The organism is Exiguobacterium sp. s26 (genome assembly GCF_018618235.1).
GTDB lineage: Bacteria > Bacillota > Bacilli > Exiguobacteriales > Exiguobacteriaceae > Exiguobacterium > Exiguobacterium chiriqhucha.
In genome coordinates this window covers 72,013-88,392 of sequence record NZ_JACSLS010000008.1, presented here as the reverse complement: position 1 = coordinate 88,392, position 16,380 = coordinate 72,013, and the positions used below count along the sequence as shown (strand labels likewise).

Genomic DNA, 16,380 nt, shown 5'->3' with positions numbered 1-16,380 from the left:
AGGAATTTAATCATGAGTGTACACATTGGGGCAGAAGTAGGACAAATCGCAGAAACGGTATTATTGCCAGGAGATCCGCTCCGTGCGAAATATATCGCGGAGACGTTCCTCGAAGACGTCGAGTTATACAACGAAGTCCGTGGTATGTATGGCTTCACAGGAACGTATAAAGGGAAACGCATTTCCGTGCAAGGAACTGGGATGGGAGTTCCATCGATGTCGATTTACGTGAACGAATTGATTATGTCATACGGCGCTAAAAACTTGATTCGTGTCGGTACGGCCGGCGGGATTCAAGAAGACGTCAAAGTACGCGACGTCGTCATCGCGATGAGCGCCTCGAGTGAGATGGGGCAAAACCGGGTTCGTTTCGACGGTATGGACTATGCACCGACAGCGACGTTCGACCTCCTACATCGTGCGTATATGAACGCCGAAAAGGCCGGTATCCCGGTCAAAGTCGGTCAAATCTTCACAGCCGACCAATTCTACCAAGATGACTTCCACCATTTCAAGAAGTGGGCCGACTTCGGTTGCCTTGCCATCGAGATGGAAGCGGCAGGTCTTTACACGCTCGCTGCGAAACATAAAGTGAACGCATTGACGATCCTTACGATCTCGGATCACTTGTTGACAGGTGAAGAGACGACATCGGAAGAACGTCAGTCGACATTTGACGAGATGATCCGTGTCGCACTCGACACAGCGGTCGAAGTCACAAACTAATGAGCACGCCTTACAGACCACTGGTTTGTAAGGCGTTTTTGTGTCCGCGCGCCTTCCCATGTATACAAAGTGAAACCGGCAAGCTAGACTGAAGCTGAAACGAACAGTTCCCGTAGCGGGCTGAATCAAGGAGTTGTGACCATGAATAAAGCGTCCGCTTTTGTTATTTATAGTATCGTCTTTTTTGCCTTCTTTGATTTATTCGCCCAACTTCCGGTCATGAGCACGTTTGCGACATCGGTTGGTGCGACGCCATTCATCGCGGGGCTCGTCATTGCCATCTACTCGCTGTCGAACACGTTCGGCAACATTTTATCCGGTATTTGGACCGACCGGATTGGTCCGATCGTTATCCTGCTTGTCGGTCTCGTGCTGTCGAGCCTCAGTCTAATGTCGTACCACCTCGTTGACACAGCGACGACATTATTGATTGTCCGAGTCGTACACGGCTTCGTTGCCGGACTGATCGTCCCGGCCGCGTTTACGTTGTCGGCCAATCTCACCGCCGCGAACCGTCAGGGCAAAAAAGTGGCGTTGACCGGTAGTTTTGTCGGCTTGGCAGCGATCGTCGGTCCGGCGTTCAGCGGCATCATGGCCAGCCAGACGACCGTGCCGATCGTCTTCACATACGTCGCGCTGTTCGGGGTAGCCGTCGCGCTCCTCGCACTCGTCTTTTTGCGCCCGTCGAAGTTAACACTTGAACCTTCCCATCGTACAGATGAAGGGACGTCGCGCCTGGAACGAGACGTAGTGAAAGCGTATATCGGCGCCTTCCTCTTGATGTTCTCGCAAGGGGCAATCGCGTACTTGCTTCCCCTTTACGTGCAGGCGCTCGGGTATGACTCTCGTCTGAGCGGGACATTGCTCAGCACGTTCGGTATCATGGCGGTGCTCGTGTTTGTGTTGCCGACGAATCGCCTGTTCGACCAAATCGAACCAGCGAAGCTCGCGGCACTCGGTGTCGGCATTCTCGGTGTGAGCCAACTGTTGATTGGCCGATCAGAGACGTCGCTCCTCTTGTACGCTGTCCTCGCCTTGTATGGCGTCGGGTTCGCTATCTTATTCCCAGCCATCAATACGATGTTGATTAAAGCGACGAATCAGGCCAATCGTGGTAAGTCGTACGGCTATTTTTATGCGTTCTTCTCGCTCGGGACAGTGACGGGCTCGGCATTGTTAGGCTGGCTCTCGATTACGCTGACACAAAAATTCGCGCTGACGGGTGGCATCCTGCTCGTCGCCGGTTTGATATTTGTCGTCATGCAACAAACGAAGAAACGGGACGTGCCTGTCAGATAGGACGGACGCAGATCGAAGGTTCAAAATGGTCGCTGACCGAGTGAAGATGATAAGATGAAGCTAGCGTTATCATCCAAGGGAGGCAGATTTATGCTCGCACCAATCGAACAGTTGACCATTGAAGAGCTCATTCGTAAACAGCGTCGCTTCTTTCGGACGCAAGCGACCAAGTCGCTCGCATTCCGTCTCAGCATGTTGACGTTTTTAAAAGAGTCAATCAAGCATCATGAAGCAGAGATTCTTCAAGCGTTGGAGCAGGATTTGAACAAATCAGAACTCGACGCGTTCACGACGGAGATCGGTTTCGTCTATGACGAAATCACACGGACGACACGTGAGTTGAAGCGTTGGATGCGCCCGAAACGTGTCCGAGGCGCCTCAATCCATCTCGGGACGCAAAGTGAGGTCATGTATGAACCTTACGGAACGGTACTCGTGATCGCTCCGTGGAACTATCCGTTTCAATTGGCGATGGCGCCGCTCATCGGAGCGATTGCCGCAGGCAACACGGCTGTCGTGAAACCTTCGGAATTGACACCGAACGTCGCCCAAATGATCACGAAAGTGCTCGAACGGGCGTTCACCGACCGCTACGTCGTCAGCGTCGAAGGAGATAAGGACGTTGCGACCGAGTTGCTTGCCCAGAAATGGGACCATATCTTCTTCACAGGGTCGACGCCAGTCGGGAAAATCGTCATGGAGGCGGCGGCGAAGCACTTGACGCCCGTCACGCTCGAACTTGGTGGGAAATCACCGGCCATTGTCCATGAAGATGCCAATATCGAGATTGCAGCCAAGCGCATCGCCTGGGGCAAATGGATGAATGCCGGGCAGACATGCGTCGCTCCGGATTACGTCCTTGTCCACGAATCTAAACGAGAGGCGTTCCTCGAGGCCATCAAACGGGAGGCGTTCACGATGTTCGGAAACGGCGTCGGGACGAAACGGTTCACACGAATCGTCAATGAGACCCACTTCGACCGCTTGACCGCATATTTGACAGAAGGAGACATTTTCTTTGGAGGCCAGACGGACCGGGACGAATTGAAGATTGCCCCGACCGTGTTGACGGATATCGAAGAGGACGCGAACGTGATGAAAGATGAAATTTTCGGACCGATTCTACCAGTCCTCACGTACCGCCAACTCGACGAAGTGATTGAGTTTGTGTCATCGCGTCCGCATCCGCTCGCGCTCTATTTGTTCACCGAGACGAAAGCCGTGGAGCAGACCGTGATGAAACACCTCACGTTCGGTGGAGGCTGTGTCAATGACGTGCTCATGCATTTGACGAACCCGAACCTGCCGTTCGGCGGCGTCGGCGAGAGCGGGATGGGCTCGTACCATGGACGTTACAGTTTTGAGACGTTTAGTCACGCCAAATCGATTTTACGAAACACGACGAAATTTGATTTACCGATTCGTTATCCGAACTTCAAAGCGGCCGAGAAGTTGATTCGACTCGTCTACCGTTGACCAGACTAGACTGCAGGGAGCCTGCAGTCTTTTTTTTGTGGTCAAAGAATAAGAAGATTGTTTGAAATGTCACATACTTTTATGAAACTAGCGGCATACCTCTTGTATAATATAGCCATACACATGACGTACGAGACTTAATCAGATATACGATTAGTGGAGGGAGCAGAGAACATGACTATGAAATGCGGAACGACCAAACCGAATAGCTTTGTCTTTTCGCAAGAGACGAAACAGCTCTTGCTCGAGATGATGACGTTTCAAGATCATTCGAAAGGGAGCATCGTTTGTTGGGAAGGCGAGAAGTGCAACAAGTTCTTTTATTTGAAGAGCGGTTCCGTCAAATTCACGAAGCTGACGAAAAAAGGGAGCGCACTCATCATGTTCATCTATGGGGCGGACGACTTCTTCGGGGAGTTCGATATCGACGAGGTGTTCCCGAGTTCGTATAGCATCGAGACGACTGCGGACAGTGTCATCGGTTGGATCTCGAAGCAAGAGATGGATGAACTCGTTCGGCGCGATGCGCAGTTGGCCACTGAAGTATTGCGGTGGACGTCGATGATGCGCAAGCAGTCCGAGATGAAACTCCGTGACTTGCTGCTATATGGGAAACCGGGTGCCCTCGCCTCCACGTTATTACGCATGGCGGCGATGGACGGCGTCGAGTCAGCAGAAGGGATCGTCGTGCCGAAACATCCGTCAGACGGGGAGCTCGGTCAGCTGATTGGCGCACCTCGCGAGACGGTGAATCGGATGATGAACCAGTGGCGGAAGGAAGGCATGTTGACGACGACGGGGACAGAGATGATTTTGCATGACATCGATTTCTTGAAAGAGCTATGTTACTGCGAAGGCTGTCCCGCCGGTATTTGTCGGCTTTAATCTTTCAAGAGAGTTGCAACATTTCACCTTATCAAAGCGCGTGAAACCGAACAGGTGGTTGACTCGATTCGTGTCGGGACAATCGCCTTTTTTGTATGCCTTTATACAAAATGTGAACTTTATGTGTGGAAACTACGCAAATTTGATGTGATTGTCACTTTTGGAGTGATAAATGTCACATATTAATCCCCATCCCATTTCATACAATAAAAGTGGAAATCACAGGGAAAGGGGTCCTTCACGTGGAGAAAAACGATGGACAAGAACCGAACTTAAAAGGCACGTTCACATCGGTCATGATTGTCGCGGGCGTCATCATTGCCATGTGGTCGTCAGTGTTTTACCTATTTATGACGCGATAACGAGCAGGAGGAGAGCAACATATGCATATTCATAAACTTGAAAAATATTGGCTTGTATTCGGCATCATTTTATTAGGTGTGTTTTTAACCGTGCTTGGTATCTCTGCCTTTGCGGCAGGAAATCAACCGGCTTCGGACGCGGATTTGATCGATCCGGCGAAAGTACATCAAACCGCACCGTTCGACAAACCGGGACTTCATAAAATTGATGACAACGAATATGAACTTGTCATGGTCGCGCAAGCGTTCACGTTCACGCCGGGCAACGTCGAGATTCCAAAAGGGGCGAAAGTCACGTTTCTCGTCACCTCACCGGACGTCGTTCACGGTTTCCAGTTGACGGGCACACCGGTCAATATGATGGTCGTACCTGGCCATATCAACTCGCTCACGTATACGTTCGACGAGGCGGGCGAATTTTTAATCCTTTGTAACGAATATTGTGGTACCGGACATCACATGATGTCGACAAAAATTAAGGTGGTGGACTAAATGAATGACGTAGCCTCAAAACTAAAGCAGTGGGAAATGGAACGCGGCGTACCGGTACCGAGTATCGGTGTCAAAGAAGCACGCCTCGCCTATGCCCATGTCGTCATTTCGGTCCTCGCCGTCTTAATCGGCGGTTTGGCAGGACTCATGCAGACGCTCATCCGAACGGGCGTCATCCCGGAAGTGTTCGGTTATTATCAACTCTTGACCGCGCACGGCATCATGCTCGGTCTCGTTTTCACGACAATGTTCATTATCGGTCTGCTTTACGCGCTCCTCGCCAAGTCGTTCGGACGCTTTGAGTCGTTCCCAACGAGGGTCGCTTGGCTCGGGTTTTGGATGATTATCGCCGGCGCCGTGCTCGTCACGATCATGGTGCTCGCCAATAAAGCGACCGTCTTGTATACGTTCTACGCACCGCTCATGGCCGACCCAGTGTTTTATATCGGTCTCGTCTTGTTCGTCGTCGGTACGTGGTTATCGGCGTTCGCCATGTTCCGGATGTATGCGGACTATAAACGAGAAAATCCGGGCGTTCATCCGCCGCTTCCGGCGTATATGAGTATCATGACGATGCTCTTGTGGGTCATCGCCACGCTCGGTGTCGCCGGGACGATTTTATTCCAACTGCTCCCGCTCTCGCTCGGTTGGAAAGACACGGTCGGAATCGAGTTGTCACGGACGCTCTTCTGGTATTTCGGTCATCCGCTCGTCTATTTCTGGCTCATGCCGGCCTATATTGTCTGGTATACGGTCGTGCCGAAAGTCATCGGCGGAAAGATTTTCTCCGATGCGCTCGCCCGGATGGCATTCCTGTTGTTCCTGCTATTCTCGTTCCCGGTCGGCTTCCACCACCAGTTGACGGAACCAGGGATTGAACCGTTCTGGAAGTTCGTTCAAGTCATCTTGACGTTCCTCGTCGTCATCCCGTCGTTTATGACGGCGTTCTCGCTGTTTGCGACGTTCGAGCTGCGCGGCCGCGCACTCGGAGCTCGCGGTTTATTTGGTTGGGTCAAGAAGATGCCATATGGGGATGTCCGTTTCCTCGCTCCGTTCGTCGGCATGTTGTTCTTCATTCCGGCTGGGGCCGGCGGAATCATCAACGCATCGCACCAATTGAACGCGATGGTCCACAACACACTTTGGGTCACGGGCCACTTCCATATCACGGTCGGAACGGCCGTCGCCTTGACGTTCTTCGGAACGGCATATTGGCTCGTGCCGGTATTGCGCGGCCGTATCCTAACGAAAAAGATGAATCGAATCGGATTGATTCAAGCAGGCACGTGGGCGTTCGGAATGTCGATCATGTCTTACGCAATGCACATCTCAGGACTGCAAGGTAATCCGCGTCGGACCGGTCCGGCAACGTACTTCTCGGATGCGCTTACGCGCGAATGGATTCCATACCACATCGCCATGGCGATTGGCGGGACGATCCTCTTGATCTCGGTCCTCATCTTCGTCTATTCAATGTTCAACTTGTCGTTCCTCGCTCCGAAAGGAGAAGAGGAGTTCCCGCTCGCCGAGACCGAAGAGGCGGCGATGGAGACACCGCGTTTCTTCGAGAACTGGAAGCTTTGGATTACGGTCACGTTCGTTTTAATTGCCTTCGCCTATACGATTCCGATTTGGCACTTGATTGAAAGTGCGCCGCCGGGAGCTAAAGGTTGGGTGCTCTGGTAAACTGAAGTCAGCCCTGTATTTTAGGGCTGACTTTTTCTATTTGTGAAGGAGGGACAGAATGGATACGGTGAGACAAGTCATTGAAACGGCGCACGCCAGTCATGAGCAAGGACGTCCGTTCCTCGTCGCGATCGACGGGTTGAGCGGGGCAGGAAAGACGACGATGGTCGAACAACTACGCGGGATTGCAACGAATGAAATGGTGTTACATATCGACGACTTTATCGTCGAGCGGCACCGACGTTACGCGACGGGACAGTCAGAGGCGATGGAATATTATGCGCTCCAATGGGACGTCGAGTTGCTCGTGGAGACCTTGTTCAAACCGCTTCGGGAAGGGCAGACGAATTTGACGTTGCCGTATTATGAGCGAGACCAGGACGCGGTCAACATGCGAACAATTGAGATTGCTCCGAACACACTTGTCTTGATCGAAGGGATCTTCTTATTGCGGGACGAGTGGCGTCCTTATTTTGACTACATCGTCTATCTCGACTGTCCGCGGGAAGTCCGGTATGAACGGGTCTTGAATCGTGATACGTATATCGGCGACTTGTCGGAGCGGCTTGCTAAGTACGAACGCCGGTATTGGCCGGGAGAAGCGCATTACATCAAAACGATCAACCCGCAAGCCCAGGCCGATCAAATCGTTTCATCTAGTTGACGCATCCATTTATAGGGGATGCGTTTTTGTTTTGGAAAAAACTGTTGACTCGGTTAGTGTACTATGGTGATAATACAGTTAGATAGTGTATTAGTCGCATCATACACTTAGAGAGGTGACAACATGATCATACAATTCAACACGAGAGCCCCGGTTTACATTCAAGTCGTCGATTACTTCAAAAAGAAGATGGCGCTTGGCGAACTGCAGGCGGGCGAAGAGATGCCGTCGCGACGTGAGCTCGCGACCGAACTGAAAATCAATCCGAACACCGTCCAAAAGGCGTTCAAAGAGATGGAGGAACAACAATTGATTACGACCGAACGGAACCGTCCGAGCCGCGTGACGACCGATGAACATGTATTGAAACGCATCCGCACGGAACTCGTCGATGAGGCAGTCGCTGTCTTTGTCGAATCGATTCAAGAACTTGACGTCACGATGGATGAGCTCGTCGATAAAATCAAACGGCAATACGGGGAGGGGAATATTCATGATCGAAGTACTGGGAGTTAAGAAGCGTTACCGCAAAAAACAAGTCATCGAAGAGGTGTCGTTCACGGCCCAAAAAGGGGAAATCACATGCTTGATCGGGTTGAACGGTACCGGGAAATCGACGATTTTAAAAGGCATCATGGGACTGACGCCGTTCGACCAGGGGACGGTGCTTGTCGACGGCAAACCGATCGATTTGAATCGTGTCGCGTTCGTACCGGACCATTCGACGTTCCCCATCCATTTCACCATTGAACAGTGCGAGGCGTTCATGCGCGACTTTTATCCAAAGTTCGACCCGAAATTGTTTGCCCGTCTTGTCGATGAGTTCAAGCTGTTCCCCGAGGACAAGTTGAATGAACTCTCAAAAGGGACGCTCGCGAAAGTGAATTTGGCGCTCGGCATCGCCCAAGACCCGGACTATTTATTGCTCGACGAACCGTTCTCGGGCATCGACGTATTCTCGAAAGAACAAATCGTCGAGTTGTTCTCGAGTGACATCATGGAAGACCGCGGCGTCTTGATCACGACGCATGAGATTGAAGACATCGAATATTTGGTCGATAAGGCCGTCATGTTGAACAACGGTCGAATCGTCCGTGAGTTCGACGTCGAGGACGTCCGCTTCATTCATGGGAAGTCGATCGTCGACGTCATGAGAGAGGAGTATGGCGCATGAATCTATTGAAACTACTCGGATGGGAAGTCGAGCGGATGACGAAACCGTATCTCATCTTAATCACATTGCTCGTCGTCACGCAGTTCGCATGGCTCGGTATCTTCTTATGGAGCGAGACGAACATGTATGAAGAGATGCGTCGTACCGGAACGCCGGATTATGTCATGGCGTTCGGAAATTATATCGGCGGGACGCCTTTCATCTTGTCGATCGGCGTGGCCGTCGCCGCGATGTTGCTCTATAGTTTTTGGATTTGGTACCGCGACTTCCAAGGACGCGGGACGTTCATGATGCGGCTGTTGCTCATGCCGCAACAACGGATGCTCGTCTTCGGAGCGAAGCTCGCGACGATGATGTTGATGGTGCTCGGCCTCTTATCGGTCCAATGGATTGCGCTCAAACTTCAATACATAGCGTTCACCGGCTGGTTCGATTCCCAGATGGTTCCCGTGAGCGGTACGTTCGAACAGGCGATTCGCTTCGATGGGGCGCTCTCCGTCATGTATCCCGCCTCATTCGTCAATTTTCTAATTCATCAAGTGCTGATTGTGCTCGTCATCTTGTTCATCTTTGCGTTCGTGTTGATAGAACGGAGTCTATGGCAACGGACGTTATGGGCGCCGATCCTTGCGCTCGTCATGCTCGGGACGCTGCTTCTCGTTCCTATGTTGGCATTCTATTTTCTAGAAAACCGGTTGTTCATGGACGAGTTGATGCTTGTGATCGGCATCGGGTTAGTGGCATGGATGATAGCGGCGATATGGATTGGTCGTCGCTATTTGACGAAGAAACTAAGTGTGTGAGGTGGAACGTATGAAACGAATGTGGAATGTGGCCGCGCTCGGCGCGGTTGTCGTCATTGGCCTCGGGACGTTTGCTGTCGATATGCGGGAGACGAAAGCCGAGTGGGAGTTGGCCGTCACGTCGAATCCGGAGATTTGGGAAGAGCAGACGGTGAGCGTCTATTACCAGACAGAGGAAGGCGGCAATGAACGTTTCGAGTTGACGACCGATGGAAGTCGTGTGACGACCAATTCGAGTTACATCGAACAGGCGTTGGCTTATGACGACGAGGTCGATGCGTCCGTGCGCGGATTTTATCGACAGCTCTCTGGTCTGACGTTCGTGCAGTCGATCCGGACGCCTGACGGCTATATCGGGGTCGGACAGAATGGCAACAAAGAGATTGCAGTGTTCCGTTTTGACGGACAGGACGTGACCAAACACGTTTTCGGGAAAGACGTCAACGGTTCGACGGAAATCATGAATGGCCTTTGGGCGGGTCTGTTTGTCCATGAAGGTGACATACACGTCATCTATCGCAACGGATACGGGACAAAATCAGAAACGAAAATCGCCAGGTTCGATGAAGATGCGAAACAGATCACGATGGAAAGCTTGGAGCTAGGAGACGAGGCGATTTCGACTGTAAGAGGAACTTCCTGGGCATTTCGTCCTTATATGGCGACGATTGCCGCTGACAATCGATTCATCCCGGTTGGCATGACCGAACAGACGACCGTCACCGAAGGAGGAGAATCATATGTTAGCGAGCAGGACAAAATTGGGGTTTACGCATACGATGTGGATACGAAGCAAGTGATTGAATTGATGCCAGACGGTGACATGTGGAACGCGACGGTGTACGAGGATCAATTGATTTCGTTACAGGAAGACGGGACCGAACTGGTCGTCGATTTGAAGACCGGGAAGCAATCGACGCGTCAAGTCATCGATGGTTCGGTCGGCACGACGTCATACGTCGGTGACCACCTGTATCACGCGCGCCCGACGAAAGACGGGGCCGTCATCGACGTCTATCAAGATGGAAAAGCCATTTCGAGCGCCGTCGTGAAAGCGACGAACGATGAGGCGAAAGCATTGGTGACCAACACAGAATATTACGTGGAATAAAAAATAAGCGAGAGGCGGGCGCCTCTCGCTTATTTTGATGGTTTCGGGATGATAATCCCTTCTTCTAAATCAAGCAACATGTCGATCAGTTCCGCACAGAACTCCGGGAACTGGTCGAGGAACGCACCTGGACCGACCTCGTCGGTGAAATCGATATACAGGTCCGATACGTTACCGGCCATCTTCGCCGGGAGGGCGAGGAACGCCGATCCGAACCGCCAGTTGCCGCGGATATCGAGCAGTTTGCCGAGCATCACATCGCCCGGTTCACGAGCCTCCGGAAGCGTCACTTTGTAGATTTCTTTCGTCTCCCAATCGCGTAAACCGTCCTCGGTCACTTCGAAGACCGAGCAGCGCGGGACCGCCAAGCCCCGAAGCGCGTGATAGAGGGCGGGGGACATGTCGGCTTTTTGATCTGCCAAGTAGCGGCCGTGCGGTGTCATCCCTTCCTCGTCCGTCTCGAAGAAGACGGCCCAGTCGATGAACAGGTCGCGGAATAGCTCGGCGTCTTTCAACTGCCATGTGCCTTCCGAGGCGATCTCTTGAATATAGTTCGTCCAATGTGTGCTGCGCGCGAGCGCGGCTTGCTCATACAACTTTTTCAGCTCGGCCAGCAATTCGGACTCTTCTACAAGCAAAGGGAATGGAATTACTTTCCGGTCTTTTTTCATCGGCGCGGTCCTCGTTTGTTCGCAGGACGCTTCACGACCGGCGGTTTATCTTCGATCCGTTTCTCGATGACATCGCCACGATAAATCTCGAGTTCTTTCAATTCCACGCCTAGCTGGCGAGCGAACGATTTCAAGTGCGTCAAGTCTTCATCCGTCACGAGCGAGAGCACGGTCCCGGCCGCATTCCCGCGTGCCGTCCGGCCCGAGCGGTGAATGAAGTCATCAATCGATTCTGGCAAATCGAAGTGGACGACGTGCGTCACTTCTTCGATGTCGAGACCACGGGCCGCGAGACCCGTCGTGATGAGAAGTGGATAGTCGCCTTTCCGGAATTCACGGAGCGTCTCCACGCGTTCGCGTTTCCCTTTTAGGCTGTCGAGCATCCGGTAATTCACTTTCATTTTATCGAGTTCGCCTCTGAGTGGTGGCAAGAATGAGCGGTTGTTGATGAAAGCGAGCGCTTTGACGCCGTTGACATGTGACAAACGACGAAGCAATTCCGGCTTATAGCGGCGTGTCGTCAACATATAGCCGTACGTCACTTGACTGCTCACAGCTCGTTCGATTTTCACGTGTGCCGGCTCCTTCAAGAACGGGGCAGCCCATGCTTGAAGCGTGTCTGTGAGCGTTGCCGATACGAGGGCGATTTGATGTTCGTGCGCCGTGTGCTTGATGATGCGTTCGGCAGCTTCTGTTAATCCGCTATCGATGATTTGGTCAGCTTCATCGAGGACGATTGTGTGCGTCTCATGAAGCTTCAATTTTTTCTTGTCGATCAGTTCGACGAGTCGGCCCGGTGTCCCGACAATCAAATGGGGCTTTTTCTTCAAGCGGTCGATTTGACGTTTCAATTCGACACCGCCAATAAATGAAGCGATGCGGACATCACCTTTCTCGGTGAAGCGTTGCGCGACCGTTTGAATCTGCATGACGAGCTCACGCGTCGGCGCGACGATGACGACTTGAATCCGGTCGTTCGAGGTGTCGATTTTTTCAATGGCGGGTAACAAATAAGCAAGCGTCTTCCCGGTACCTGTCGGCGCTTCGATCGTGACGTCTTTTCCGTCAAGAAGAAGCGGGAAGGCTTCGGCTTGGACCGGCATTGGTTCAGTAAAGCCAAGGCGATCCCAGGCTTCGTTAATAAATGGTTTTGTAAAGTTCATATCAATTCTCCTTATCGTGGGGCAAAAACAAAGGAAGCATAAGCGCTCCCTGTCTTAGATATAGCGAACATGTTCAGTATCTTGGTCGAATGAAGAACGGAGTGTCTGTGTGAACGTCTGTCCGTCCTCGATGAGTTTGATGTGCACATCGATTTGGTCAGCCGACGCCTCGACGCCTTCGACGGTGAAGCCTTGATACACACGATACTGCAATTCTTTCGTCAACCGTTCGTATGAAGCGAGCTCTGGATACGTCGCTGCCACGTCAATCGGGCGCGAGATGAGAGCAACGAGCAAGTTATCGCGGTAGTCGATGAAATCCTCGTTTTCGATGTCGTCGTCAAACCGAATCCAAAAACCTGCGTCTTCAAATTCTGTGATAAATCCATCACGTTGTTCACCGTTCGCTTCTACTTTAAGGGAGATGCGGTCACCGGCTTTCAAGTCGTGATCAGCTGTCAATAATTCGTACGTCATGGGAAGAACCCCTTCCTCTTCTACAATGTTCTGCCTTCATTGTGTCCGATGTAAGGCAAAAATTCAAGTTCTATCCCTGAGTCGTGATATACATCACACTAAAAACTGTACAAATCGTCACATCCGAATTCAGATGATACAGAATCGACTTGAATTGCGTCGTGACGTGATTTATCTGTTTCATAGTTAATGAGAAATACGTTATAACAGAATTTAAAGCGCTTACAAAAACGGCTTCACGCCAACGTTCATGAGATTGTTACAACTTTCACAAGAATGTAAAACATAATGTTCACGTTTTCACGTACACTCAACTTATAGAAAGCACGCAGTTATCTCAACTATGAGGAGTGACCCACAATGGCAACCGAAATTAAATCAGCCTGGTCAGGATTTGTACCTGGGCAGTGGACGAACGAAGTGAACGTCGGTGAGTTTATCCGTTTGAACCGACATGAGTACACAGGAGACGACCGTTTCCTCGTCGGACCGACCGAAGCGACGAATCGTCTTTGGGCACAAGTGATGGAATTGACGAAAGAAGAGCGGGAACGCGGTGGTGTTTGGGCCGTCGATCAAAACAACCCATCGACAATCGTCTCGCACGGACCGGGATACTTAAACAAAGAGCTCGAGAAAGTGGTCGGCGTTCAAACGGACGAGCCGTTCAAACGTTCGATTCATCCGAACGGTGGCATCCGAATGGTCGACGCTGCACTTGAATCGTATGGCTTCGAGCCGAACCCTGAAATCACAAAGATTTATTCGGAAATCCGCAAAACGCATAACCAAGGTGTCTTCGATGCGTATACACCTGAGATGCGAGCAGCACGGAAGTCAGGGATTATCACAGGACTTCCTGACGCTTACGGCCGTGGACGGATTATCGGCGACTACCGTCGCGTTGCCTTGTACGGGTTAGACTTCTTGATTGCCGCACGTAAAAAAGATTTGGCGAACCGTGGCGGTTTCTTATCAGAGGCAGATATTCGGACACGGGAAGAAATGTCTGAGCAGCTCCGGGCCCTCCAAGAGTTGAAACAACTCGGTGCGGCGTACGGGTTTGACCTCGGCCGTCCGGCGGAAAATACACAAGAGGCGTACCAATGGGTATACCTTGCATATCTCGCAGCCGTCAAAGAACAGAACGGCGCCGCCATGTCACTTGGACGTGTCTCGACATTCCTCGATGTATACGCAGAACGTGACATCGAAGCAGGTCGTTTGACCGAGTCGGACGTTCAAGAAATCGTCGACCACTTCATCATGAAGCTTCGAATCGTCAAGTTCTTGCGCACGCCTGACTACAACGAATTGTTCTCGGGTGACCCAACATGGGTGACCGAGTCAATCGGTGGGATGAGTGAGGATGGACGTTCGAACGTGACGAAGAGCTCGTTCCGCTTCTTGCATTCACTCTCGAACCTCGGGCCAGCACCAGAACCGAACTTGACGGTGCTTTGGTCGACGAAATTGCCAGAAGGCTTCAAACAATATTGTGCGAAGATGTCGATTGAGACGTCCGCCATCCAATATGAGAACGACGACCTCATGCTTCCAGAGTTCGGTGACGATTACGGCATCGCCTGCTGTGTGTCACCGATGAAAATCGGGAAACAGATGCAGTTCTTCGGAGCCCGCGCCAACATGGCGAAAGCACTCCTTTATAGCATGAACGGAGGCCGTGATGAGAAGAGCGGCGACCAAATCGCACCGGTTTGGGAGATGAACACCGAGGACGTGCTCACGTACGACAAAGTGTATGCCGACTTCGACCGGACGCTCGATTGGCTCGCCGAGCTCTATGTCAACACGCTCAACGTCATCCACTTCATGCATGATAAATATGCATACGAACGAATCGAGATGGCGCTCCACGACCCTGAGATTTTACGGACGATGGCATGTGGCATCGCCGGCCTCTCGGTCACGGCGGATAGTCTTTCAGCCATCAAATATGCGACCGTGAAACCGGTCCGCAACGAGCAAGGCATTGCCGTCGACTTCGAGACAGAAGGCGACTTCCCTAAATTCGGCAACAACGACGACCGTGTCGATGCGATTGCCGTCGAGCTCGTCGAGTCGTTCATGCAAAAAGTACGCAAGCATAAAACGTACCGCGATGCGCTCCATACGCAATCGGTCTTGACGATCACATCAAACGTCGTTTACGGCAAAAAGACAGGGAACACACCGGACGGACGTCGCGCCGGCGAACCGTTCGCACCTGGTGCGAACCCGATGCATGGCCGCGATACGAAAGGGGCAGCTGCGTCGCTCTCATCAGTCGCGAAACTCCCGTTCGAACACGCACAAGACGGAATTTCATACACGTTCTCAATCGTACCGAAAGCGCTCGGTAAAGAAGAAGTGGCCCGTGAACTCAACTTGGCGGCACTCCTTGACGGTTATATGGGCGGCGAGCATAAAGGACATCACTTGAACGTCAACGTCTTCAACCGTGAGACGTTGCTCGATGCGATGGAGCACCCGGAAGAATATCCACAGCTCACGATTCGTGTCTCTGGCTATGCGGTCAACTTCATCAAATTGACACGGGAGCAACAAATCGACGTCATCAACCGGACGTTCCACGGTTCATTGTAAACAAAGGCTTGGCGGCCTTCACTCGAGGGCCGCTCATTCGTTAGGAGGTCATTTCGATGACAATGGGATATGTACACTCGGTCGAATCGTTTGGAACCGTTGACGGCCCGGGAATTCGTTTTATCGTCTTTTTACAAGGTTGTGCGCTTCGTTGCTTGTATTGCCACAATGCTGACACGTGGGATTTCAAAAAGAATAACCATCGTTCGGCCGAGGACGTCATTCAAGAAGCGCTCAGCTATCGTCCGTTCATGGAAGCGTCAAAAGGCGGCATCACGATTTCTGGGGGCGACCCGCTCGCGCAGCCAGAGTTTTTAGAGGCGCTCTTGCGTGAAGCAAAGAAACACGGGCTTCATACGACACTCGACACGTCCGGTGCACTCCGTCCCCCTAACTTGGATGCGATTTTAGACCATACGGACCTCGTGTTGCTTGATATCAAACATATCGACGATGACATGTGTAAGAAACTGACAGGACGGAGCAACGTCAACACGCTCGCGCTCGCTGAACATTTATCCGAGCGCGGAACGAAAATGTGGATTCGCCACGTCCTCGTCCCGGAATGGACACTTGATGAAGGAGCGCTCCGCCGCACGGCAGCGTTCATTCAAAAGCTCGACCACGTCGAGAAAGTCGAAATTTTGCCGTACCATGAGATGGGCGTCTATAAATGGGAGGCGCTCGGTCTCGACTATCCGCTCAAAGGAATTAAACCCCCGACGACGGAAGAAGTCGAATGGGCGGAAGGGATTTTACAAGGAACCGTTTAAAAAACTGCGCA

The 16,380-nt window shown here is 51.9% G+C and carries 17 protein-coding genes; 14 read left to right on the top strand and 3 right to left on the bottom strand.

The features are described from left to right. The first annotated feature begins 12 nt into the window (after positions 1-12). From deoD to KNP82_RS12225, 12 genes are all read left to right on the top strand, one after another. Positions 13-726, top strand: coding sequence for a purine-nucleoside phosphorylase (gene deoD / locus KNP82_RS12280; protein WP_214802912.1), 714 nt, complete (start codon positions 13-15; stop codon positions 724-726). A 141-nt stretch (positions 727-867) separates the two neighbouring features. Continuing rightward, positions 868-2,025, top strand: a complete 1,158-nt coding sequence (locus KNP82_RS12275) for an MFS transporter (protein ID WP_214828176.1) — start codon at positions 868-870, stop codon at positions 2,023-2,025. Positions 2,026-2,115: 90 nt separating this feature from the next. Next, on the top strand, positions 2,116-3,501 hold the full coding sequence (locus KNP82_RS12270) for an aldehyde dehydrogenase (protein ID WP_021067819.1): 1,386 nt from the start codon (positions 2,116-2,118) through the stop codon (positions 3,499-3,501). Positions 3,502-3,675: 174 nt separating this feature from the next. Beyond that, a complete protein-coding gene (locus KNP82_RS12265) occupies positions 3,676-4,386 on the top strand; it encodes a Crp/Fnr family transcriptional regulator (protein ID WP_214828173.1) in 711 nt (236 codons plus the stop codon). A 242-nt stretch (positions 4,387-4,628) separates the two neighbouring features. Next, the gene (locus tag KNP82_RS12260) at positions 4,629-4,748 is read left to right on the top strand and encodes a hypothetical protein (protein WP_021067817.1); all 120 of its coding nucleotides are present in this window, start codon (positions 4,629-4,631) and stop codon (positions 4,746-4,748) included. 21 nt (positions 4,749-4,769) lie between these two features. Then, on the top strand, positions 4,770-5,240 hold the full coding sequence (locus KNP82_RS12255) for a cytochrome c oxidase subunit II (RefSeq protein ID WP_021067816.1): 471 nt from the start codon (positions 4,770-4,772) through the stop codon (positions 5,238-5,240). Beyond that, the gene (locus tag KNP82_RS12250; RefSeq protein ID WP_035385689.1) at positions 5,241-6,926 is read left to right on the top strand and encodes a b(o/a)3-type cytochrome-c oxidase subunit 1; all 1,686 of its coding nucleotides are present in this window, start codon (positions 5,241-5,243) and stop codon (positions 6,924-6,926) included. It abuts the gene before it with no gap. Positions 6,927-6,984: 58 nt separating this feature from the next. Further along, positions 6,985-7,590: a kinase gene (locus KNP82_RS12245; RefSeq protein WP_058765724.1), complete on the top strand. Its 606-nt coding sequence runs from the start codon at positions 6,985-6,987 to the stop codon at positions 7,588-7,590. Positions 7,591-7,713: 123 nt separating this feature from the next. After that, entirely contained in the window at positions 7,714-8,106 is a 393-nt protein-coding gene (locus KNP82_RS12240; RefSeq protein WP_029596052.1) for a GntR family transcriptional regulator, read from the top strand. Next, positions 8,084-8,764, top strand: a complete 681-nt coding sequence (locus KNP82_RS12235; protein WP_214828170.1) for an ABC transporter ATP-binding protein — start codon at positions 8,084-8,086, stop codon at positions 8,762-8,764. Before KNP82_RS12240 ends, KNP82_RS12235 begins: the two co-directional genes overlap by 23 nt. Continuing rightward, positions 8,761-9,567, top strand: coding sequence for a hypothetical protein (locus tag KNP82_RS12230; RefSeq protein WP_214828167.1), 807 nt, complete (start codon positions 8,761-8,763; stop codon positions 9,565-9,567). The genes KNP82_RS12235 and KNP82_RS12230 overlap by 4 nt, the downstream gene beginning before the upstream one ends. A gap of 10 nt (positions 9,568-9,577) precedes the next feature. Then, a complete protein-coding gene (locus KNP82_RS12225; RefSeq protein ID WP_214828165.1) occupies positions 9,578-10,678 on the top strand; it encodes a hypothetical protein in 1,101 nt (366 codons plus the stop codon). 29 nt (positions 10,679-10,707) lie between these two features. Here the strand turns inward: KNP82_RS12225 and KNP82_RS12220 are convergent, their stop codons facing one another. From KNP82_RS12220 to KNP82_RS12210, 3 genes are read right to left on the bottom strand one after another with little or no spacing between them, the layout of a single operon-like run. Further along, positions 10,708-11,349: a hypothetical protein gene (locus KNP82_RS12220; protein WP_214828161.1), complete on the bottom strand. Its 642-nt coding sequence runs from the start codon at positions 11,347-11,349 to the stop codon at positions 10,708-10,710. Continuing rightward, complete coding sequence (locus KNP82_RS12215; RefSeq protein WP_131472465.1) at positions 11,346-12,512, bottom strand: DEAD/DEAH box helicase; 1,167 nt, start codon at positions 12,510-12,512, stop codon at positions 11,346-11,348. Before KNP82_RS12215 ends, KNP82_RS12220 begins: the two co-directional genes overlap by 4 nt. 54 nt (positions 12,513-12,566) lie before the next feature. Then, a complete protein-coding gene (locus tag KNP82_RS12210; protein WP_021067807.1) occupies positions 12,567-12,989 on the bottom strand; it encodes a hypothetical protein in 423 nt (140 codons plus the stop codon). A gap of 360 nt (positions 12,990-13,349) precedes the next feature. Between KNP82_RS12210 and pflB the strand changes: the two genes are divergently transcribed. Continuing rightward, a complete protein-coding gene (gene pflB, locus KNP82_RS12205) occupies positions 13,350-15,596 on the top strand; it encodes a formate C-acetyltransferase (protein WP_021067806.1) in 2,247 nt (748 codons plus the stop codon). Positions 15,597-15,652: 56 nt separating this feature from the next. Further along, positions 15,653-16,369, top strand: a complete 717-nt coding sequence (gene pflA / locus KNP82_RS12200; protein WP_021067805.1) for a pyruvate formate-lyase-activating protein — start codon at positions 15,653-15,655, stop codon at positions 16,367-16,369. The last annotated feature ends 11 nt before the right edge of the window (positions 16,370-16,380 follow it).